The organism is Sphingomonas sp. CFBP8993, assembly GCF_034044895.1.
Classification (GTDB): Bacteria; Pseudomonadota; Alphaproteobacteria; order Sphingomonadales; family Sphingomonadaceae; genus Sphingomonas.
In genome coordinates this window covers 531,993-553,021 of sequence record NZ_JAXCWU010000002.1, presented here as the reverse complement: position 1 = coordinate 553,021, position 21,029 = coordinate 531,993, and the positions used below count along the sequence as shown (strand labels likewise).

Annotated in this window: 16 protein-coding genes and 1 tRNA gene; 8 read left to right on the top strand and 9 right to left on the bottom strand. The window is 67.2% G+C overall.

The window, feature by feature from the left end:
• The first annotated feature begins 64 nt into the window (after positions 1 to 64).
• The gene (locus tag SOM26_RS05715) at positions 65 to 463 is read left to right on the top strand and encodes a hypothetical protein (protein WP_320451754.1); all 399 of its coding nucleotides are present in this window, start codon (positions 65 to 67) and stop codon (positions 461 to 463) included.
• 593 nt (positions 464 to 1,056) lie between these two features.
• Here SOM26_RS05715 and ftsH read toward each other — a convergent pair.
• The 5 genes from ftsH to ptsP all read right to left on the bottom strand — a co-directional run bounded on the left by ftsH (position 1,057) and on the right by ptsP (position 8,712).
• Positions 1,057 to 3,024: an ATP-dependent zinc metalloprotease FtsH gene (gene ftsH / locus SOM26_RS05710; protein WP_320451753.1), complete on the bottom strand. Its 1,968-nt coding sequence runs from the start codon at positions 3,022 to 3,024 to the stop codon at positions 1,057 to 1,059.
• Between the two features lie 122 nt (positions 3,025 to 3,146).
• Complete coding sequence (gene tilS, locus SOM26_RS05705; RefSeq protein WP_320451752.1) at positions 3,147 to 4,139, bottom strand: tRNA lysidine(34) synthetase TilS; 993 nt, start codon at positions 4,137 to 4,139, stop codon at positions 3,147 to 3,149.
• Positions 4,140 to 4,358: 219 nt separating this feature from the next.
• Positions 4,359 to 5,306 carry a tetratricopeptide repeat protein gene (locus SOM26_RS05700; RefSeq protein WP_320451751.1) on the bottom strand — a complete coding sequence of 316 codons (948 nt, stop codon included), beginning with the start codon at positions 5,304 to 5,306 and terminating at the stop codon, positions 4,359 to 4,361.
• A 93-nt stretch (positions 5,307 to 5,399) separates the two neighbouring features.
• Positions 5,400 to 6,347, bottom strand: a complete 948-nt coding sequence (locus SOM26_RS05695; RefSeq protein ID WP_320451750.1) for a helix-turn-helix domain-containing protein — start codon at positions 6,345 to 6,347, stop codon at positions 5,400 to 5,402.
• Positions 6,348 to 6,438: 91 nt separating this feature from the next.
• Positions 6,439 to 8,712, bottom strand: coding sequence for a phosphoenolpyruvate--protein phosphotransferase (gene ptsP / locus SOM26_RS05690; protein WP_320451749.1), 2,274 nt, complete (start codon positions 8,710 to 8,712; stop codon positions 6,439 to 6,441).
• 341 nt (positions 8,713 to 9,053) lie between these two features.
• On the opposite strand from ptsP, the gene SOM26_RS05685 reads away from it, so the two are divergent.
• Both SOM26_RS05685 and SOM26_RS05680 read left to right on the top strand, forming a co-directional pair.
• On the top strand, positions 9,054 to 10,274 hold the full coding sequence (locus SOM26_RS05685) for a methionine gamma-lyase (protein WP_320451748.1): 1,221 nt from the start codon (positions 9,054 to 9,056) through the stop codon (positions 10,272 to 10,274).
• Between the two features lie 59 nt (positions 10,275 to 10,333).
• Entirely contained in the window at positions 10,334 to 10,801 is a 468-nt protein-coding gene (locus tag SOM26_RS05680; protein ID WP_320451747.1) for an Lrp/AsnC family transcriptional regulator, read from the top strand.
• Between the two features lie 33 nt (positions 10,802 to 10,834).
• Here the strand turns inward: SOM26_RS05680 and SOM26_RS05675 are convergent, their stop codons facing one another.
• Together SOM26_RS05675 and SOM26_RS05670 are read right to left on the bottom strand one after the other, a co-directional pair.
• Entirely contained in the window at positions 10,835 to 12,751 is a 1,917-nt protein-coding gene (locus SOM26_RS05675; RefSeq protein WP_320451746.1) for a TonB-dependent receptor, read from the bottom strand.
• Positions 12,748 to 14,856 (bottom strand): TonB-dependent siderophore receptor, encoded by a 2,109-nt coding sequence (locus SOM26_RS05670; RefSeq protein ID WP_320451745.1) that lies wholly within the window; start codon positions 14,854 to 14,856, stop codon positions 12,748 to 12,750. Before SOM26_RS05670 ends, SOM26_RS05675 begins: the two co-directional genes overlap by 4 nt.
• 126 nt (positions 14,857 to 14,982) lie before the next feature.
• On the opposite strand from SOM26_RS05670, the gene SOM26_RS05665 reads away from it, so the two are divergent.
• The 5 genes from SOM26_RS05665 to SOM26_RS05645 all read left to right on the top strand — a co-directional run bounded on the left by SOM26_RS05665 (position 14,983) and on the right by SOM26_RS05645 (position 20,040).
• Positions 14,983 to 15,729 (top strand): ABC transporter ATP-binding protein, encoded by a 747-nt coding sequence (locus tag SOM26_RS05665; protein ID WP_320451744.1) that lies wholly within the window; start codon positions 14,983 to 14,985, stop codon positions 15,727 to 15,729.
• Positions 15,726 to 17,162 carry an ABC transporter permease gene (locus tag SOM26_RS05660; protein ID WP_320451743.1) on the top strand — a complete coding sequence of 479 codons (1,437 nt, stop codon included), beginning with the start codon at positions 15,726 to 15,728 and terminating at the stop codon, positions 17,160 to 17,162. Before SOM26_RS05665 ends, SOM26_RS05660 begins: the two co-directional genes overlap by 4 nt.
• Entirely contained in the window at positions 17,162 to 18,424 is a 1,263-nt protein-coding gene (locus SOM26_RS05655) for a DUF3526 domain-containing protein (RefSeq protein WP_320451742.1), read from the top strand. The genes SOM26_RS05660 and SOM26_RS05655 overlap by 1 nt, the downstream gene beginning before the upstream one ends.
• A 43-nt stretch (positions 18,425 to 18,467) precedes the next feature.
• The gene (locus SOM26_RS05650) at positions 18,468 to 19,037 is read left to right on the top strand and encodes a pseudouridine synthase (RefSeq protein ID WP_320451741.1); all 570 of its coding nucleotides are present in this window, start codon (positions 18,468 to 18,470) and stop codon (positions 19,035 to 19,037) included.
• A gap of 172 nt (positions 19,038 to 19,209) precedes the next feature.
• On the top strand, positions 19,210 to 20,040 hold the full coding sequence (locus SOM26_RS05645; RefSeq protein ID WP_320451740.1) for a 23S rRNA (adenine(2030)-N(6))-methyltransferase RlmJ: 831 nt from the start codon (positions 19,210 to 19,212) through the stop codon (positions 20,038 to 20,040).
• Positions 20,041 to 20,230: 190 nt separating this feature from the next.
• Here SOM26_RS05645 and SOM26_RS05640 read toward each other — a convergent pair.
• Together SOM26_RS05640 and nth are read right to left on the bottom strand one after the other, a co-directional pair.
• Positions 20,231 to 20,307 (bottom strand) — tRNA-Arg (locus tag SOM26_RS05640).
• A 63-nt stretch (positions 20,308 to 20,370) separates the two neighbouring features.
• A complete protein-coding gene (gene nth / locus SOM26_RS05635) occupies positions 20,371 to 21,027 on the bottom strand; it encodes an endonuclease III (RefSeq protein WP_320451739.1) in 657 nt (218 codons plus the stop codon).
• Positions 21,028 to 21,029 lie beyond the last annotated feature (2 nt).

Sequence of the window (21,029 nt, the reverse complement as noted above, 5' to 3'; positions counted from 1 at the left end):
CCAGAGCATAAGCGGGTGCGCGCGCATAGGATAGGCCCGCTTGTACCGGAAGGGGGCACGCGCCATGATGATGTTCGAGTGGAGCGCAGGCCGCCCCTCCCCGCTACTGCATGGCGACGTCACGTCGATGGCGCATGTCGTTTCCCGGATGGTGAGCGGGCGACCGCCATGTGCACTTCCCACGGGCCAAATGCCCGCGCAGCCATCTGACGACGCACGCCACGCGGATCGTGGACGGCGAAACAGTGCCTCATCGGGCGGGCTGGCACGCCGTCTGAACCAATCGGAGTCGCCCGGATGGCTGCAAGCCGCGATCTGGGTGGAGACGCCGAGCTTTCAGGACTTTCACAAGACCGGCCACAACCGCGCACGGCGCACTCGCCTCGCGTACGAATTCATCGGCCGTTTGGTGAAGCTGAACGCCTTGTCCTCGATAGGGCAGCCGGGCGTGACTGCCGGGTGAGATCGCTATCGAGAGTCTGCTGAAGCACCACCCCGGCCTTCGCCGGGGTGGCAGGACGCTATTCAGGGTCCATCGACATTCAGGCCTCTCCCCCGAAATTCCTTCCCGGCAAGGGAGCCGGGATCATGCGCAGCATGGTGGAGGGGTGTCGCCGGTCGCGAAGTTTGACCAGCCTCTCAAGGCCGGGACACCCCTCCGTCAGGCCTTCGGCCTGCCACCTCCCCTTGCAGGGGAGGAATGAAACGAATGTCGATTTGCTCCAGGATCAGGTCGATCAAATTCTGACGAGCTTGGCCCGCCCGATCGCACGCTGCAATTCGTTGGCGGAACCTCTCGACATGACCCCGATGCGGGGAGAAGCGGCTATGTGCGACGCCGGGGATTGCGACAGGAATTTGCAAGAAGGGAGGGACCGGGGCGTGGCCACCTACTTCGTTCACGAAAAGCGATGTTCGGGAACGCCGTTCGGAGGCCTCTCTGGTCACGTTAAAGGACATATTCGCGAGATTGGTCAAGTCCATGCCGGAGGCCTGACAAAACAGAGAGAGCCGCCCCCTTGCGGGGACGGCCCTCCATGCCCAAACCCCTAAGGATCAGGCGCCCAGCGGAGTCGGCGATCCAAACGGGCCGTTGCCACGACGGGTCTTCGGGATCGACGTGCCCGCCTTGGCGATCGGGACCGCCTTGGTCTTGGGGTCTTCCCGGTCAATGTCGTCACCCGCGATCAGCTTCTTGATCTCGTCGCCCGACAGCGTCTCGTACTCGAGCAATGCGCCTGCCAGCAAGTGGAGCTGGTCGACATGCTCGGTCAGGACGTGCTTGGCACGGTGCAGGCCGCCCTCGACGATCGACTTGATCTCGTCGTCGATCAGCTGCGCGGTCTGGTTCGACATGCGCACCGGCTGGCTGGACGAATAACCCAGGAAGCTCTCGCCTTCCGGCTGGGCATATTCGACCGGGCCGACCTTGTCCGACATGCCCCATTTGGTGACCATGTCGCGCGCCAGACCCGTGGCATACTGAATGTCGCCGCTGGCCCCGCTCGACACCTTGTCATAACCGAAGATGATCTCCTCGGCGACACGTCCGCCCATGGCGACCGCCAGGTTCGCGTACATCTTGTCGCGGTGATAGCTGTACGAGTCGCGTTCCGGCAGGCGCATCACCATGCCCAGCGCGCGACCGCGCGGGATGATCGTCGCCTTGTGGATCGGGTCGGACGCCGGTTCGTGCAGCGCGATGATCGCATGGCCCGCCTCGTGATAGGCGGTCATCCGCTTCTCGTCGTCGGTCATGACCATCGAGCGGCGTTCCGCGCCCATCATGACCTTGTCCTTGGCTTCCTCGAACTCGGCGCTGGCGACCAGGCGCTTGCCCTTGCGCGCCGCCATCAGCGCCGCCTCGTTGACCAGGTTGGCGAGATCCGCGCCCGAGAAGCCCGGCGTGCCGCGCGCGATGACGCGGGCGTCGACGTCGGGGGCCAGCGGCACCTTCTTCATATGGACTTCGAGGATCTTCACGCGGCCATCGATATCCGGGCGCGGCACCACGACCTGCCGGTCGAAGCGGCCGGGACGCAGCAATGCGGGGTCGAGCACGTCGGGACGGTTGGTCGCGGCGATGATGATGATGCCTTCATTGGCCTCGAAACCATCCATCTCGACCAGCAACTGATTCAGCGTCTGCTCGCGCTCGTCATTGCCATTGCCCAAGCCGGCACCACGATGACGGCCGACCGCGTCGATTTCGTCGATGAAGACGATGCACGGCGCCGACTTCTTGGCCTGCTCAAACATGTCGCGCACGCGGCTCGCGCCGACGCCGACGAACATCTCGACAAAGTCCGAACCCGAAATGGTGAAGAAGGGCACGCCCGCCTCACCCGCGATCGCGCGGGCGAGCAGCGTCTTGCCGGTGCCGGGCGAGCCGACCAGCAGCGCGCCCTTCGGGATCTTGCCACCCAGCCGGGCGAACTTCGACGGGTCCTTCAGGAACTCGACGATTTCCTGCAGCTCTTCGCGTGCCTCGTCGATGCCGGCCACATCGTCGAAGGTAACCTTGCCTTCCTTCTGGGTCAGCATCCGCGCGCGGCTCTTGCCGAAACCCATCGCGCCGCTGGCCCCGCCACCCTTCTGCATCTGGCGCAGAACGAAGAAGGCGATACCGATGAACAGCACGAACGGCAGCGAATTGTAAAGCATCAGCATCCAGATCGAGGGACCTTCCTCGGCCTTGGCCGTAAAGGTCACGCCCTTCTGGCGCAGACGCGGGATCAGCTGGGAATCGGGCACCGGGCTGGTCTTGAACTTCTCGCCCGACGACAGCGTGCCCGTGATCGAATCGCGCGAGATCACGGCGGTCTTCACCGTTCCCTCGTCGACCTTGTCCAGGAAGGTCGAATATTCGATCTGGTTGCCGGTTTGCGCCGACGAACCCGCGCCCGACAAGCTGACGAACAGGGCGAGCGCCATTAGGATGCCCACCCAGATCAACAGGCTCTTCATCCAGGGGTTGCCGCCCCCATTGGGATCGGGGCTCTGCTGCTTGTCGTTGTCGTTCATAGGTGCCGGATACCTTTCAGCGTCCAAGATAGGCATGACGAGGTTAATGGCAATGGAACAAGACCGATCAATGTGATCGGGTCTTATCGCCCCCCCCTGCGCCATGCCTGGGAAGGACTGGGTCAGCCCGTCTTGCGCGGCGGGGCCGGGCGGAAGCGCCAGACACCGGACCGAACGCTGGCGATCACCCCGGCATGGGTGGCGCGGCTGCCCTGGCCAAGCGCTTCTAGCAGCTTTTCGATGTTGCTGCCCTCGCTCCAGGCCGGAGCCTCGATCCCGGCGGCGGCACGTACGGTGCCGATCGCGCGACGGGCGAGCCGACGCCCCAGCTCGCGCGGCAGGTCGGCGGCCTGGATGCGGACATTGTCCTCGTCGATCTGGACACGTTCGTACCACAACCAGTCGACCGTCGCGCGAAGGTCGGTATCCGCCTCGGCCAGTTGCTGCGCGGCGCGCGCCAGTTGCGCGACGCCCAGCCATTCATGCCCGTCGAGCAACTGGCGGAAGCGCGTGCGGTCGTGGCGCGGATCGTAATTGGCGGGATCGTCGACGAATGGTGCCTCGGCCCGGCGGACGATCCGGCGCAGCTCGGCCCGGCGCCAGTCGAGCAACGGGCGCAGCACCACCGCCCCGGCAATCTCGGTGCGGGCGCGCACCCCCGACAGGCCGGACAGCCCCGCGCCGCGGGCCGCACGCATCAGGAACGTCTCGGCCTGGTCGTCGGCATGATGCGCCGTCAGGATCGCCGCCGCGCCGATCGCCCTGGCATGCGCGGCCAGAAGGGCATAGCGAGCCTCGCGCGCCTGCGACTGGAGGCTTGCCCCCTCGATCGGCGTCGCAGGGTGAAGCCCCTGGTGCGGCACGCCCAGCGCGGCGCAGTGGTCGGCCACCATGCGCACCTCGTCGGCCGCCTCGGGACGCAGGCCATGGTCGACCGTCGCCACTGCGATCCGCCCCGGCAAGGCGGCCACGGCCAGCGTCAGCATCGCCATGCTGTCGGGCCCACCGGACACCGCCAGCAACAGGGGCGCCGTATCGGCCCGGTAATCGAAAAGAAGCGTCAGATCGGCGGCAAAGCGCGCAATCTGATCGTCGGCCGTGGCATCGGTGGCCATGATGCTCTCAAAACTGGTCAGGGATGCGGGTGATCTGGCCCTTCCGCCGCACCAGTGCAAGAGGTTTTGCGCTCGACAAGTGGCGTGCGGACCCCCCTCACCCTTCCCACCCGCTATCGCAGGCGGGCCCCTTCCCTCTCCCATTGGGAGAGGGAGGGAGGTGCGCAGCACCGGAAGGGTGAGGCTAGAGTAGTGCGGGAGATACCCGCGACTGGTTCCTTACTGGCACTTCGCCGCGGTGCGTCCGCTGGCGATCTGCCCCTTCATCGCGGCGGACAGCTTGGCGCCGTACACGTCGCTGAGCTCGTCATAGACCTTGCAGGCATCGGTCGGCTTGTTCAGCTTGGTCAGCGCCTGGCCGAGATACAGCAGACTGTCGGGCGCCCGCTCGCCGTCCGGGAATTTCTTGTAATTCTCGTAGAATGCCATCGAGGCCAGGCTGGGCTTGCCCGAGTCGAGATAGGTGCGGCCCAGCAGGTTCTGCGCGAAGCTGGCGCGGCGGCTCTTGGGATAGTCCGCGACCATCTTCTTCAGCGCGGCCTCCGCCTCGGGATAGCGCTTGGCCTGCCACAGGCGGTAGCCGTAGAGATAGGCATCCTCCGCCGCATCCCCGGTCGACGGCTTTTCGACAGCGGCACCGCCACCGGCCGCCGCCGGGATCGTCGTCGCGGTATCGCCGGTCACGACCGACGGCGCCGCCGGGGTCCTGGTCGGGCGGGTCGTGCCGGTCACGGGCTGGGCAGGCGTGTCGAGCGGGGCGCTCTGTCCGGCGGGCGCGATCGGCGCGGGGCCTGCCTCCAGCGCCTTCAACCGCGTCTCGACGCCGCGCTTATACGCATCGAACTGCTCCTGGAGCTGACGGGTGCGATAGCCGTTCTGCTCGATCTGGCCGGTCAGGTTCGCCATCTGCTCCTCGAGCGAGGTCACGCGCGAGGTCAGGTCGCTCAGCGCGCTGGAGGCGGGCACGCCCAGCGTCTGCGCCTGGGCCTGCGGCGCGGTGATCTCGGGCTGGACATAGCCGCCTGCCCCGTTCGGGAAGACCTTGCGCTGGACCGCGCGCATCTCGCTTTCCAGCTTGCCGACACGGCCCTCGACATTGGACTGGGCGATGGCGGCGGTCGGCAGCAGCATCACGACCGCGACCCCGGCCAGCAACAGATTACGCATTCGGTCTCACCCCCCGGTGGGCTGGTTGTTCAAGCGACACGCAATGGTTAACGCGCCGCCCCGGCTGTCTCCAGCCCTAAAAGCGGCCCCGCCTTACAGATCGGCGGGGGCGGTGGTGGCGGGCGTCGGCGTTGCGGCAGGCGCGGCCGACGGCGCCGTGGTGCCGCTCGCCTCGCTGGTATTCGTCGCGCTGCTGCGCCGTACGGGCCGCTCCCGCAACGGGGTGCGCGGCGCGGCCGATGTGGCGGTCGGTGCGCCCGACATTCGTGCTGCGATCGCGGCGGGGTCGAGCGGCACGTCCTTGATGGCGCGCGAACCGTCGCCCAGCGGCGGGATCGCCTGGCCACCGACCGTCACGGTCAGCTTGTCCGGGCGACCGACATTCAGCAGCGGCCCTTTGGCGGTGGCCGGGACCTCATAGCTTTCGCCGGGCTTCAGCGTGCCCATCTTCAGCGTGACGTTGTCGGCGTCATAGACGCGCAGCCAGACCTCGCCATTGGCGGTCAGGACGACCTTACCCGCCGCGACCGGCGTCGGACTGGCGGTCGGGGCGGGAGCGGGCGTGTCGCCATTGGTCAGCGGCGTCGCGGCGGGCACCTCCTGCGCGGTACGGTCACGGCGGAACAGGTCGGTGCCGTACCACAGCCCGGCCAGGACCAGCAGCGCCAGCGCGACCCCGATCCCGATGATCGCCAACCCACGCGAGGGCACGCGCGACGGGTCGACAATGTCCTGCGGCACATATTCGGTGACGCGGCGGCCCAGCTTGTCGACATCGGCACGGACCGACTGCGCGATCGCGACCTCGTCGGCGCCGACCGCGCGGGCATAGGCCTTGGCGAAACCGACCGCATAGGTGGCCGAGGGCAGGCTCTGATAATCGGAAACCTCGATCGCCGCGAGATGACGGCTGGGGATACGCGTGCGCGCTCCGATATCGCCCAGCGACAGCCCTTGCGCCTCGCGCGCCATGCGCAGGACGTCACCGGCGCGGGCAGGTGCCGCCGGTGCGGCATCGTGGCCGGGATTGACCTCGTCCATTCTCAACTCCGAAGCGATCATGGCCCACCCCATGATCGCGGTCGTTCTTTCAGACGGCTGGGATCAAGTCAACGCGCACCCCTGACCTGGATCAGGCCAATTCCACACCATTCGTCGCAGCCCAGGCACCAAGCGCCCCGCGCATGTCCCGCACCGGATGGGCGAGCAGCCGCGTCATTTCGGCGGTGATCGCCACGCGGTCCAGCGAGCGGATCATGGCCTTGACCGGGCCCACCGCCGCCGGGGTGATCGACAGCCGGTCGATGCCGAGGCCGATCAGCGCCATCGCCTCCAGCGGGCGGCCGCCCATCTCGCCGCACACGCCGATCGGCACCCCCGCCGCGTGGGCCGGCTCGACCACCCGGCGCAGAAAGCGCAGGATCGACGGGCTCAGCCAGTCATAGCGTTCGGCCAGCTTCGGGTTCGCACGATCGGCGGCGAACAGGAACTGGGTCAGATCGTTGGTGCCGATCGACAGGAAATCGACGTTCGGCAGGATCAGGTCGAGCTGTTCGGCGAGCGCCGGCACTTCGAGCATCGCGCCGTAGCGGACGTCGAGCGGCAGGCGACGCCCGCGCGAACCCAGCCAGGCGCGCTGCGCCTCGAACAGCGCCTTGGCCTCGTCGAACTCCCATGCCTCCGACACCATCGGGAACATGATGTTCAGGGTCCGCCCCGCCCCCGCCTCGATCAGCGCGCGCGCCTGCGCCTTCATCAGGCCGTCGCGCTCCAGCGCCAGGCGCAGCGCGCGCCAGCCCATGGCCGGGTTTTCCTCGTCGCCGGGATCGGTGTTGAGATAGGGCAGAGCCTTGTCGCCGCCGATGTCGATGGTGCGGAACACCACCGGCCGGTCGCCCGCCGCCTCCATGACGTCGCGGTACAGCCGCTGCTGTCGTTCGCGCTGCGGCAGGGTGGCGGAAACCAGGAACTGGAACTCGGTGCGGAACAGCCCGATCCCGTCCGCACCCGTGGTGTCGAGTGCGGCGGCATCGTCGCGCAGCCCGGCATTGACCATCAGGGTGACGCGGTGTCCGTCCTTCGTCACCGGCGGCACGTCGCGCAGCGCCGCAAAGGCCGCGCGCCGCTTCTGGCGAAGCTGCAGCTTGGCCTCGAACGCCTCCTCCATCGCCGCGGTCGGACGGACCAGAACGCTGCCCTCCGCCACGTCGAGCAGCAACTGGTCGCCGTCCGCGATCTGGCGGCGCACATCGCTGACCCGGCCCAGCACCGGCACGCCCATGGCGCGCGCGACGATGATGACATGCGCGGTCAGCGACCCTTCCTCCAGGATCACGCCCTTCAGCCGCCGCCGGTCATATTCCAGCAGCTCGGCCGGACCCAGGTTGCGCGCGAGCAGGATCGTGTCCTGCCGCAGCCCCAGCTGCGCCGCCGTGCCCATCTGGCCCGACACGATGCGCAGCAGCCGGTTGGACAGGTCCTCCAGATCGTGCATCCGGTCGGCGAGCAGCGGATCGTCGATCTGGCGCATCCGCTGGCGCGTACGCTGCTGCACCCGCTCGATCGCCGCCTCCGCGGTCAGGCCGCTGTCGATCGCCTCGTTGATCCGGCGCGCCCAGCCTTCGTCATAGGCGAACATCTTGTAGGTCTCGATGACCTCGACATGCTCGCCCGCCACGCCGAACTCGGCCTCGCGCGCCATGCGGTCGATCTGTTCGCGCATCTTGTCGAACGCGGCATAGACGCGGCGGCGTTCGGCATCGATATCCTCGGCCACCGTATGCTCGATGAAGATGCGCGGCTGGTGATAGACGGCAAAGCCGCTGCCCATCCCCTCGACCAGCTTCTGCCCCGACAGGCGGATCGTCGCGGTCATCTGCGGCCGGGCCCCCGCCGCGCCCGCCGCGTCGATCAGCCCGGCATTGGCGATCAGCTCGGACAGGACCATGGCGACGGTCTGCAACGCCTCGATCTCGACATCGGCATATTTGCGCGGTTCGCTATGCTGAACCGCCAGCACGCCCACCGCCCGCTCGCGCCGGATGATCGGCACGCCCGCAAAGCTGTGGAAGCGGTCCTCGCCGGTCTCGGGCTTGTAGGCGAAGTCGGGATGGCTGGCGGCTTCGTCGAGGTTCAGCACCTCGACATCCTCGGCGATGGTGCCGACAAGGCCTTCGCCCATCGCCAGCTTGGTGACGTGCACCGCCTCCTCGGCCAGGCCGCGCGTCGCGAACAGCTCCAGCACGCCCTCGCGCAGCAGATAGATCGAGCAGACCTCGCTGCCGATCGCCTCGCCGATGATCTGGACCACCTGGTTCAGCTTGGCTTGGGCGGGGGTGCGCGACGCCATCACGTCGTGCAGACGAACGAGGATCTCGCGGGCGGAGGCGGCGGCCGAAACGGGCATGGCGACAGGGCTAACAGACGGAGTGCGGCGGTGTCATGCTCTAATATCGCACAGCCGTGCCTTTTCATCCTTTGTCATGTTTCGCGGACCGGCTGATCCGCTGGGATATCCGCCAGCCTCGCGCCGTGGCACCTGGCCTGCATCCCGAGAGTTCAGCACTCATGGCCAATGGCCCCGAGTTGCCAGTCACTGACACCCGGTCATTGTTGGCAGGTTCCTGCATTAATCTACGCTATATTGGCAGAATCTGCTTTACCGGCACCCCTTACGCACCGACTTTGATCGGAAATGCCGTCGCAAATTCGCTATGCTCGGCGACATAGAGACAAAGGCGAGGAAGCATGGCGGACCTGAGCAATACCCGGATGGCGACGCGCGCCATCCACCATGGATATGACCCGTCCGCCCATGACGGTGCGCTGTCCCCGCCCATGTACCTGACCTCCACCTTCGTGTTCGATTCGGTCGAGGCGGGCGCGGACATGTTTGCCGGGACTGCGCCGGGCCATGTCTATTCGCGCATCTCCAACCCGACCCTCGACCTGCTCGAGCGGCGTTGCGCCAGCCTGGAAAATGCCGAGGCGGGCCTGGCGCTGGCGTCGGGCATGGGAGCGATCTGCGCGGTCATGTGGACCTTCCTGTCGCCCGGCGACACGGTACTGACCGACAAGACGCTGTACGGCTGCACCTTCGCCTTCCTGCGCGATGGCCTGGCGCGGTTCGGGATCACGGTGACCCATGTCGACATGACCGATGTCGAAGCCGTCGCGGATGCGATCACCCCGGCGACGCGCATCATCTATTTCGAAACGCCCGCCAATCCGAACATGCGCCTGGTCGACATCGCCGCCATCGCGCACATCGCCAAGGCCGCCGGGGTCCGGCTGGTGGTCGACAACACCTATGCCACCCCGATCCTGACCAGGCCGATCGAGCTGGGCGCGGATATCGTCGTCCATTCGGCCACCAAATATCTGGGCGGGCATGGCGACCTGGTCGGCGGCATCGCGGTCGGCCGGGCCGAGGACATGGCGCAGGTGCGGATGCAGGGACTGAAGGACCTGACCGGCGCGGTCATGTCGCCGTTCAACGCCATGCTGCTGCTGCGCGGGATCAAGACGCTGAAGCTGCGCATGACCGAGCATTGCGCCAATGCCGCCGCCGTCGCCCGCTTTCTCGATGCCCATCCGGGCGTGGCGAAGGTCCATTATCCAGGGCTGGAAAGCTTTCCCCAGCATGATCTGGCCAAGCGGCAAATGCCCGGCTTCGGCGCGATGATCGCCTTCGAACTGGTCGCGGGGCTGGCGGCGGGGCGCAGCATGATGAACCGCCTGGCGCTGATCCGCCGCGCGGTGTCGCTGGGCGATACCGAGTCGCTGATCCAGCACCCTGCCTCGATGACCCATTCGACCTACACGCCCGAGGAACGTGCCGCGCACGGCATTCCCGAGGGGCTGATCCGCCTGTCGGTCGGGATTGAGGATGTGGCCGACATCATCGCCGACCTGGACCAGGCGCTGGCCATGCCGGTGCGCGACGCCACGCCCGCGCTGGCCGCCTGATTGGAGACGCCGCCGTCTTACGTTAGGCGGCATATCCTCGATCACGGAAAGGGCAGGCGTTGGACGACAAGGATCGGCAGATCATCGCGGCGTTGCAGGCCAATGGCCGCCTGACCAATCAGGAGTTGTCCGAACAGGTCAACCTGTCGCCCTCCCCCTGCCTGCGGCGGTTGCGGATGCTGGAGAATGCGGGCGTCATTCGCGGCTATACCGCCGTGATCGACGAGGAGGCGTACGGCCTGCCCGTCACCGCGCTGGTCCGCATCCGCCTGCAAAAGCATGACGACGCCACCGTCGCCGCGTTCGAGGCGGCGATCGGCGGCATGGATGCGGTGCTCGATTGCTATGTCATGACGGGCAGCGACGACTATTTGCTGCGCGTGCTGGTCGCCTCGCTGAAGGACTATGAGGATTTCGTGCGCTCGAAACTCCACCCGATCGCCGGGATCGCCGCGATCGACACCAGCTTCGCCTATGGGATCGTCAAACGCTCCACGGTCTTCCCCGGCGTCCGGCGCGGCGGCTGACCGGGCGCTCCGGCAGGTATCCGGTCGACCGGATCATATATCCGCGGTGACGCTGGCCGTGACGCGTCGGCCCGGCAGCAGGGTGTATCCGCCGCCGCCCGATACCCGCCAGCCAAAGACATCCGCCACGTTGCGCACCTGGACGCGGAACAGCGTCGGCACGCGACCGATGCGGCTGCGATAACGGGTGCCCAGGTCGAGGATCGCGCGTGCCGGAAGCGTCGCGGTGTTCGCGGCATTGGCGGTCCGGCGCGCCTCGAACGTCGCATGACCATCGATTGAAAAGCCGGTGAGCCCAGGGATGCGATAATCGGCGCTGGCATCGACGAACAGGGGCGTGCGGCCGATCGGGCGCGCGCCGATCCGCCCGTCGTCGACCGCCTGCCCCGTTACGCGGGGGTGCAGCCATACCGTCCCGGCGACCAGGCTCAGCCCTTCCAGCGGACTGCCCGACAGCGATGCCTCGGCCCCGCGATGCGTGACGGTGCCCAGTTGGCGATACAGGCCGTCACGCCGGTCGAGATCGAAATAGGGCTTGGCGATGTCGAACACCGCCGCCGTCGCGCGCCAGCCGCCGGAAAAGGCGTAGCGTACACCCGCTTCATATTGCCGGGTGCGCAGCGCGGGGAGCGCCGCGCCGGGGTTGCCCGCATTGCCCGGTGCGATGCCGCTTTCCTCCAGCCCGCGCGTCGTCGCGGCATACACCGTCAGGCGATCGGTCGGCAGCAGCGCGAGCGCGGCGTTCCAAAGCCAGGGCCGGTCGCGCTCGATGACGACCGGCGCGCCCGGCACCGCGACCAGCTTGCGATAATCGGTCCGCGTCAGGCCGAGATTGAGTTCGAGCCGCCGGGCCCAGCGGAGTTCGTACCCGATCGCATAGCTCGTCTGCTGCACATCGTCGCGCGTGCGCTCGCCGGGCACCAGCGAGGGCCGGGACTCGTCCACGGGAACGCCGATCGTCGCCAGCCCGAAATCGGCGGTGGCCAGCCCGCCATAGCGCGCCGCCACATTGCGGGCCCGGACCGAGGCGAGCAGCCGGTGACGACGCGCGCCCTCCTCGATCAGACGACTGACCCGCAACTCGCCCGAGGCCGAGGCGGTCGTCTGGTCCTCCCCCGCCAGTACGAAGGAACGGCCGACCCCGCTTGCATCCACCCCGCGATAAAAGGCGGTGTGATATTCGTCGCGCGCGAAACGGCTGCGAAAGGCACCGGCCGCGACCTGCCACAAACCGAACGTCGCCTTGGCCAACCCGCCATAATTGAAGGCCTGCCCCGCCCAGTCGGCCCAATCCTGTCCGAAGAAGCGGCGGCGCGCGATGCGCTGCGGCACGCGGCCGTCGACGGTGAAGATCGTCGGCGCCTGTTCCTCGTCGCCAAAGCTATAGCCGCCATAGAAGCCGGTCAGTTCGACATCGTCGACCGGGCGCACGCGCGCGATCCCGCCATAGCTGACGTACCAGCCACCGGCGCCGCTGACATATTCATCGTCATACAGGCCGAAATCGAGGTTCACGCCGACGCGGTCGCCGATCGGGATCGCGGCATCGACGATCAGGTCGGTGCCCAGATAGTCCCCGCTGTTCACCTGCACGCTGACGACCGGCCTGGTTCCGGCGCGACGCAGGTCATAGTCGATGATCCCGGTCGGCGCGGGCAGCGGATAGCCAAAGGCGCTGAGGCCGACGCGGGTCGTCGATCCGCGCGTGATGACGCTGCTCAGGATTGCCGCACGATCCCAGTAGACGCCCTCGATCCGGTTGTTGCCCGCCTCGGTCGCGCTGAACCCGCGTACTTCGCCACTGGCATAGATGCCGATCGATTCGCTGCCGACGCTCTTGCCGAAGCCGTCCTCGGCCTCGCGCACCGTATTTTCGGCGGTGCGCTGCGCGGCGGCGGGCGCGTGCCAGCCACCGGCGACCAGCACCAGCCCCCAGGCCAGGCGTCTCACAGCGCGACGGCGACCCGGGCGCGGATCGTGCGCGGTGCACCGGGCGTGATCCATATGTTCGAATAGCTGCTTTCGAGATAATAGGCGTCGAACAGATTCTCGCCGTCCAGGTGCGCCGACACACCTTGGCGCACCTGATAGGACAGGTTGAGACGCGCGGTGGTATAGCCCGGCAGGCGAAAACCGCTGGCGACGTCATCGCCCGGCCGCTCGCCGACATAGGTCACGCCCGTCCCGATGCCGACCGATCCCGGTTCGCTGCCCCGCGACTGCCAGAAGGCATAGGCGGCCCCGCTGTGACGCGGGATGTTCGACAGGCCGCTGCCGGTCAGGCCCGGCCGCGTGTCGCGCGTCACCCGCGCGTCGGTATAGGCATAGACGCCGGTCAGGGTCAGCCGGTTTCCGGCGCGGTAGTTGACGTCGGCCTCCACGCCCCGGCTGCGCGCCGCGCCGGTGGCGATGGAAAAACCGGAATTGGCCGGATCGTTCACCAGGACGTTGTGCTTGGTGATCCGGAACAGCGAGACGGTGCCGGTCAGCCTCTTGTCCAGCGCCGCGATCTTGACCCCGCCTTCCCACGCCTCGCCGCGCTCCGGCGCGAACGGGTTGGCGACGGCGTCGACGCCCTGGTTGAACCGGAACGACCGGCCCCAGCTGATATAGGTCGAGAGATGCTCGCTGGGCGCGAAGGTGAAGGCGGCGCGCGGGGATGTCGCCTGGGGGCGCTGGCGGTCGGTACGGCCGTTGCGGAAGTTCAAATTGTCCTGCCGAACCCAGTCATGGCGGATGCCGAGGAGCAGCGAGAAGCGATCGTCGAGCGTCAGCAGGTCCTGCGCATAGACGCTGTGCCCGCTCAGCTTTTCGAGCAGATCCTGGTTGAGCGGGGCGACCGGCTTGGGCTGGCCATAGACCGGCTTGAAGATGTCGATGGCATAGGGCTGCGCCGCGGTCGGGCTGAACCGGTAGAAGATGCGCCGCTGGTCATAGCCGAACGCATCGGCACCGACCCGCATCTGATGGCCGATGCCGAGCAGCGTGCGATTGGCGCTCAGTTCGATCCGCCCCGACAGATCCTGCCAGCGATAATCGTGGATGCGCAACTGCCGCCACAGCTGCGTGCCGACCAGTCTGCTATTGTGCGTCGACTGCCCCAGCAGCGCGCCGTCGCGATACTGGACGCCGCCCTCCAAAGCGACGCCGGGGCCGAGGTCGACATAGGCGGTCGCCTGATGCTGCGACGTGCGCTGGGTCATCTGTCCGTCGTTCGGCTCGCCCAGGAACCGGTTGCGCGGCAGCGCGCGGCCATTGCCGTTCACCGCCACTAGCCCGCGATCATGAGTAAATCCCACCAGATTATATTCGAGCTGGTAGAGCAGCCGCACCCGGTCGTTCAGCCGCCAGCCGATCGACGGCGCGAACAGCAGCCGGTCGTTATGCACGAAGTCGCGGAAGCTGCCGCCGTCCTGATAGACGCCGATGACCCGCGTCGACAGGCCGTTGCCGACCGGGCCGCCGATATCGAAGCTGCCGCGCCACGTATCGAAGCTGGCATAGCCCAGCTCGCCGCCGGCATGGACATGGTCGAGCGGGGCCTTGGTCACGATGTTGATCGATCCGCCCGGTTCGCCCTTGCCCGATAGCGCCGAGGCCGGGCCCTTCAGCACCTGGAAGCTTTCGACCGTCGCCACGTCGCGGCGCGCATTGAAGCCGCGATTGGCGCTGAACCGATTGACCAGCAGGTCCGGCCCCTGATTGATATCGCCGGAAAATCCCCGGATCGCATAGGCGTCCCAGGCGCCGCCGAAACTGTTCTGCCGCGACATGCCGCCCGCCAGATCGAACAGCTGCGACAGGTCGGTAAAGCCCGCCCGCTCGATCAGCTGGTCGTCGAGCAGGCGGACATTCTGCGGCAGGAGATGCGGATCGATGGCAAGACCGTTGATGCTGGCATTGGCCTGGCGTGACCCGGTGATCAGAATTTCATCCGACTGCGCGTCGCTTGCGGGTGCCGGATCGGTCGCCTTTTCGTTCGCCGACGCGCTTGCGGCCATCAGCATCGGCACGAGCATCAGGACCGGTCCGAACCGGCGCAGGCAGATCGTCATGAATGTTCCCCCGAACAAATGATATATTGTTACCTTACGGTCAAAACCGATTGCGTAGCCGCTGTCAATGCTATGATACATCATCACTGTTGACGATCATGCCTCTCGGAGGGCAGGAAGCCCGGCATGTCGACGATATCCCAGATACCCGCCGCCGCGCCCGAAATCGCCATGGAGGATGCGGTCCTGCATTATGGTGCACACCGCGTGCTCGACGGCCTGACGCTGTCGATGGCGGCGGGTGAGATCTATGCGCTGCTCGGCGGCAACGGCGCGGGCAAGTCGACCACCTTGTCGGCGCTGCTCGGTTTCGTCCGGGTCGATGGCGGCCGCGTGCGGGTGGGCGGGATCGACCCGGCGGCCGATCCCGATGCGGCGCGGCGGCGCATTGCCTATCTGCCGGAAAATGTCGCGCTCTACGAACATCTGAGCGCGGTCGAGAATGCCGATTACCTGCTCGCATTGTCGGGAACCCCGCGCGAGCGGACGGCGATCACCGATGCCCTGGCGGCGGCGGGCCTGCAGGAGCGGGCCTTCGAACAGCGGCTGGGCGGCTTTTCCAAGGGGATGCGCCAAAAGGTCGCGATCGCGGTGGCGCTGTTGCGCGAGGTGCCGGTGCTGCTGCTCGACGAGCCGACCTCGGGCCTCGATCCGCGTGCGACCGCAGACTTCAACGCGCTGCTCCATGCGGTCCGCGCGCGCGGCACCGCCGTGCTGATGGTGACGCACGACCTGCTCAGCGCCGCCGATGTCGCCGATCGCATCGGCTTCCTCGAGGGCGGACGGATCGTCGCGGAGGTCGCGGCGGAGGGCAAGGACCGGTTCGACGTGCGGGCGCTGCACGACCGGTTCGCGGGGGCGGCCGGGGCATGAGCGCCGTCTCGCTGATCGCCCGCGACGAATTGCGGCTGATGCGGCGCAACCGCGTCGCGGTGACCGCGATCCTGCTGCTGCTGGTCCTGACGCTGGTCGCGGTCGTCACGTCCTGGACGCATCAACAGGGCATTGCCGACAATCGCGCGCGCAACCAGGCGGAGGCGAACCACGCGTTCGAGGCACAGCCCGACCGCCACCCGCACCGCGTTGTCCATTATGGCCATTTCATCTTCCGCCCGCTGGGGCCGCTCGCCGCCTTCGATCCGGGCGTCGACGCGTTTACCGGCAACACCATGTTCCTTGAAGGACATCGCCAGAACACCAGCAATTTCGGCGATGTGCGGCAAAGCTCGGCACTGGTCCGCTTCGGCCAGTTGACCCCGGCCTTCGTCCTTCAGGCGGTGGCCCCGCTGCTGCTGATCTTCCTGGGATATGGCGCCGTCGCGCGCGAGACCGAGGGGGGAACGCTGCGGCCGCTGATGTTGCAGGGGGCATCGGCGCGCGCGATCGTGCTGGGCAAGCTCGCCGCGCTTGGCGTCGTGGCGTTGCTCGTCGGGCTGCCCGCGATGGTCGGCTTCGTCCTGATATCCGGTCAGCCGGGGGCGTTCGCCGGGCCGATGGCGGCAATCGCGCTGGCCTATGCCGCCTATCTGGCGCTGTGGGTGGTGGCGATCATCCTCGTCTCGATGCTGGTCCGTCGTCGGCGCGATGCGTTGCTGGCGCTGTTGGCGGTGTGGGCGGTGACCGTCGTACTGCTGCCGCGTGTCGCGCCCGACATGGCGAGCGCAGCCTATCCGCTCGCCAACCGCCTGCAGACCGACGTCGCCATCGCCCGCGACCTGCGCCAGATGGGCGACACCCACAATCCCGACGACCCGCATTTCGCCAAGTTCAAGGCGGACGTGCTGAAACGCTATGGCGTCACCCGCATCGAGGATCTGCCGGTCAACTATAAGGGCCTGCTGGCGCTCGACGGCGAGGCGATGACCAGCCGGTTGTTCGACCGTTATGCCGCCGACAGCTTCGCCACCCAGGCGCGACAGAACGCGCTGGTCACCGGTGTCGGCCTGCTCAGCCCGACCATCGCCCTGCGCCAGGCGTCGATGGCGGCGGCGGGCACCGACTTTGCCGGGCACCGGCGCTTCCTCGAACAGGCGGAGGCCTATCGCTATGCCCTCGTCCAGCGGCTGAACCGCTTGCAGGCCGAGGCGGTGAGCTATGCCGACGATACCGCCAAGGATGCCGGTGCCGACCGGCGCAAGCGGATCGGCGCGGACAATTGGCGGCGGATGCCCGAATTCGCCTTCGTCCAGCCCGATGCCGCGACGCTGGTGCGTGCCAGCCTGCCGGGATTGGCGATCGTGTCGGGCTGGCTGGTGCTGGCCATGGGCGCGCTGGCCCTTGCCACCCGCCGACTGGGAGCGAAGTGATGGCGATCTGGAAGCATGAGCTGCGGCTGTTGCTGCGGTCGCGCATGGCGAGCATCGCGCTGGTCCTGCTGGGCGTGCTCAGCATAGCCGCCGTCGCTGCCGGCATGGCCGAGATCGCGCGGCAACGGGCCGCGATCGAGGCGGTCGCCGCCGCGCAGGCCGAGGATGTCGGGGCAATCGCCACCTTCGTCGATCGTGAGAAAGACGCCGGAAGCGCCGCCTATTACACCTTCCACCCCACCTGGGACATGCCCGCGCCGCTGGCCTTCGCGGCGATCGGGATGCGCGACGTCGCGCCCTATATCCTGCGCGTCCGCGCGCTGGGGCTGGAGGCGCAGATCTATGACGGCGACACCTTCAATCCCGAACTGGCGCTGCCGGGGCGGTTCGATTTCGCCTTCGTGCTGGTGTTCCTCGCGCCGCTCTTCGTCATCGCCCTGTTCCACGACCTGAAGTCGGGCGAGCGGGAGGCGGGACGCGCACGGATGCTGGGCGCCTTGCCGGGGGCGCGGCGGCTGTGGCTGCGGCGCGGGCTGCTCCGCCTCGCGCTCCTGCTGGCGGCGCTGGCGGTGCCGTTCGTGGTCGGCGCGGTACTGTCGGGGGTCGCCGCCTGGGCGATCCTGCTCGTGGTGGCGGTGACGGGTGCGTATCTGCTGTTCTGGATCGGATTGGCCGGGCTGGTGACGCGGCTGGGCCATGGATCGACGGCCAATGCCGCGACGCTGGCGGGATCGTGGCTGGTGCTCGTGCTGGTCATCCCGACGCTCGCCAATGTCGTCATCAACCGCGCCATCCCGGTCGACGAAGGCGCCAAGATCGCCCTGGCCCAGCGCGAGAATGTCCATCACGCCTGGGAAATCCCGCGCGAAGACACGATGCGCCGCTTTTATGCCAGCCACCCCGAATGGGCGAACTCGCCGCCCTTGCCCGAGGCCTTCCACTATAAATGGTATTTCGCCTTCCATCAGAATGGCGATGAAAGCGTCGCCGGTCGGGTCAGGGCCTATCGCCACGGCCTGGAGCGCCGCGCCGCGACCGCCGATGCGCTGGGTTGGCTCCTGCCCTCGGTCGGCGTGCAGGCACTGCTGACGCGGCTGGCCGATACCGATCTGGCGGCACAACTCGCCTATCAGGACCGTATTCGCGCCTTCCATCACCGGCTGCGCGATTTCTACTATGCCTATATCTTCCGCGACCGCCCGTTCGCGCGCGCGGATTTCGCCAAGGCTCCCCGTTTTGGGGCCGGGGGCGGCGAGCGGTGATGCGTCGCAAGACATAGCCGCAACCGAACGCTATGGGGGCGGGATGGCCCGGCTGCTGCTGTTCAACAAACCCTTCGGGGTCCTGTCGCAATTCACCGATCGCGGATCGCCGACGGTTCGCTCGACCTTGTCGGACTTCATTACGGTGAAGGGCGTCTATCCCGCCGGGCGGCTCGATCGCGACAGCGAGGGCCTGCTGCTGCTGTGCGATGACGGGCGACTACAGGCACGCATTGCCGATCCCCGCTTCAAGATGCCCAAGACCTATCTCGTACAGGTCGAAGGCGATCCGCAGGAGCCGGAACTGGACCGTTTGCGGCGGGGCGTCGAGCTCAAGGACGGCATGACCCTGCCCGCCGATATCGCTCGTATCGACGCGCCAGACCTGTGGCTGCGCGATCCCCCGATCCGCCAGCGCCAGTCCATCCCCGACAACTGGCTGAAAATCACCATACGCGAAGGGCGCAACCGGCAAGTGCGGCGCATGACGGCGGCGGTCGGGCTGCCCACGCTGCGCCTGGTCCGCTGGTCGATCGGCGACTGGTCCGTCGCCGGGATCGCGCCGGGCCAGTTCGAGGAGGTTTCCCATCTGGCCAAGGGCAGCAACCGATGACGCCGTTTCGTCGGGAGTTGGGGAAAGGCTGGCGGGATGGCGGATCACGCGCGCGCCCGTGGCCGGTTGCCGCCAACCACGCAAACTGATGTGAGGCGGTGCTCAGAGGGGCTTTGTCGCTCCCTCGCCCGATAGCCCGCAGAAAAGCCAAACCGCAGAGTTCGGAATTCCCATGAATTATCGCCACTCCTTCCATGCCGGCAACAGCGCCGATGTCGTCAAGCACAGCCTGCTGATCGCGCTCGTCCGCGCCTTGCAGCAGAAACAGGGCGCGTTGACGCTGATCGACACCCATGCCGGCTGCGGAATCTATGACCTTGGCGGCGAGCAGGCCCAGCGCACTGGCGAAGCCGCGCAAGGCGTGATGCGGGCCTTTGCCGACGCGGATCCCTTGCTGGATGACTATCGCGCCGCCGTCCGGGCGGTGAATGTCGGGGCGGAGCCACGCCTCTACCCCGGATCGCCACGGTTCCTGGCGCAACTCCTGCGCCCGCAGGACCTGCTGATCGTCAACGAAAAGCATCCCGAGGACGCCTATGCGCTACGCGGCGCGATGCGCGGTACGGCTGCCGCCGTGCATGAGCGTGATGCCTATGAACTCTGGCTGGCGATGCTCCCCACCCGCACGCCGCGCGGCGTGGTGGTGGTCGATCCCCCCTATGAGCAGACCGACGAACGTGCCCGCATCACGACCACCCTCGCCGCGGCGCACCGCAAATGGGCGCATGGCGTGACCGTCGTCTGGTATCCGCTGAAGGACCGCGCGACGCATCAGCGGTGGAAGAATGATCTGCGCAGGCTCGGCATCCCGAAATTTCTGGCGGTCGAGCATTGGCTCTATGATGCCGATCAGCCCGGCATCTACAACGGCGCGGGGCTGTTCATCGTCAATCCGCCCTATGCCTTCACGCAAGGATTGCCACCCCTGCTGGAAACCCTCCGCGCCACCCTGGCGCCGGAAGGGCATCGCGGCGAGATCACCGCGGATTGGCTGGTCGATTGAAGGTTAACCCGATTCCGGACTCAGGCTCCGGGGCGGACATGCCGTCCTGGATATTTGACTGGGCCAAACCGAAGCACCAACCCGACCGTGCCGCTTGAAGCCGATCGACGGGCCGATGCCGAGCAAATCGGCGATCTCCCATCACGGATCACCACGCCAGGATGGCGCAATACTTAAAGCTGGAAGGAAATGGTGCACCCGACTGGATTCGAACCAGTGGCCTCTGCCTTCGGAGGGCAGCGCTCTATCCAGCTGAGCTACGGGTGCGTGGGCTGGCCGACTAGCATCGCGCGTTCTTCCACGCCAGTCCTTTTTATCCGGCCAGCATTTTTACGCTGCCGCCTTGACCGCCGGGGCGGGCGTCTTGGGGCGATAGGCGCAAAGGTCCGCGACCGGGCAGCGCCAGCATTCGGGCCGCCTGGCCTTGCAGACATAGCGACCGTGCAGGATCAGCCAGTGATGGGCATGCACCCGGAACGGTGCCGGGGTCGCCTTGTCCAGCTTCAGCTCGACCGCCAGCACCGTCTTGCCCTTGGCCAGGCCGGTGCGGTTGCACACGCGGAAGATGTGCGTATCGACTGCGAAGGTCTCGTGCCCGAAGGCGACGTTCAGGACGACATTGGCGGTCTTGCGCCCCACCCCGGGCAGCCGCTCCAGATCGGCACGCTCCTGCGGCACCTCGCCGCCATAATCGTCGACCAGCATCTGCGACAGGGCGATGACGTTCTTGGCCTTGGTGTTGAACAGGCCGATCGTCCTGATATGGGCTTTGAGCCCCTCTTCGCCGAGTTCCAGCATCTTCTGGGGCGTGTCGACCTCGGCAAACAGCGCGCGCGTGGCCTTGTTCACGCCGACATCCGTCGCCTGCGCCGACAGCGCGACCGCGACGACCAGCGTATAGGGATTTCGGAATTCCAGCTCGGTCTCGGGATGCGGGTTCGCCTCCGCCAGCCGGTGGTAGAATTCGACGACGTCGGCCGTCTTCATGG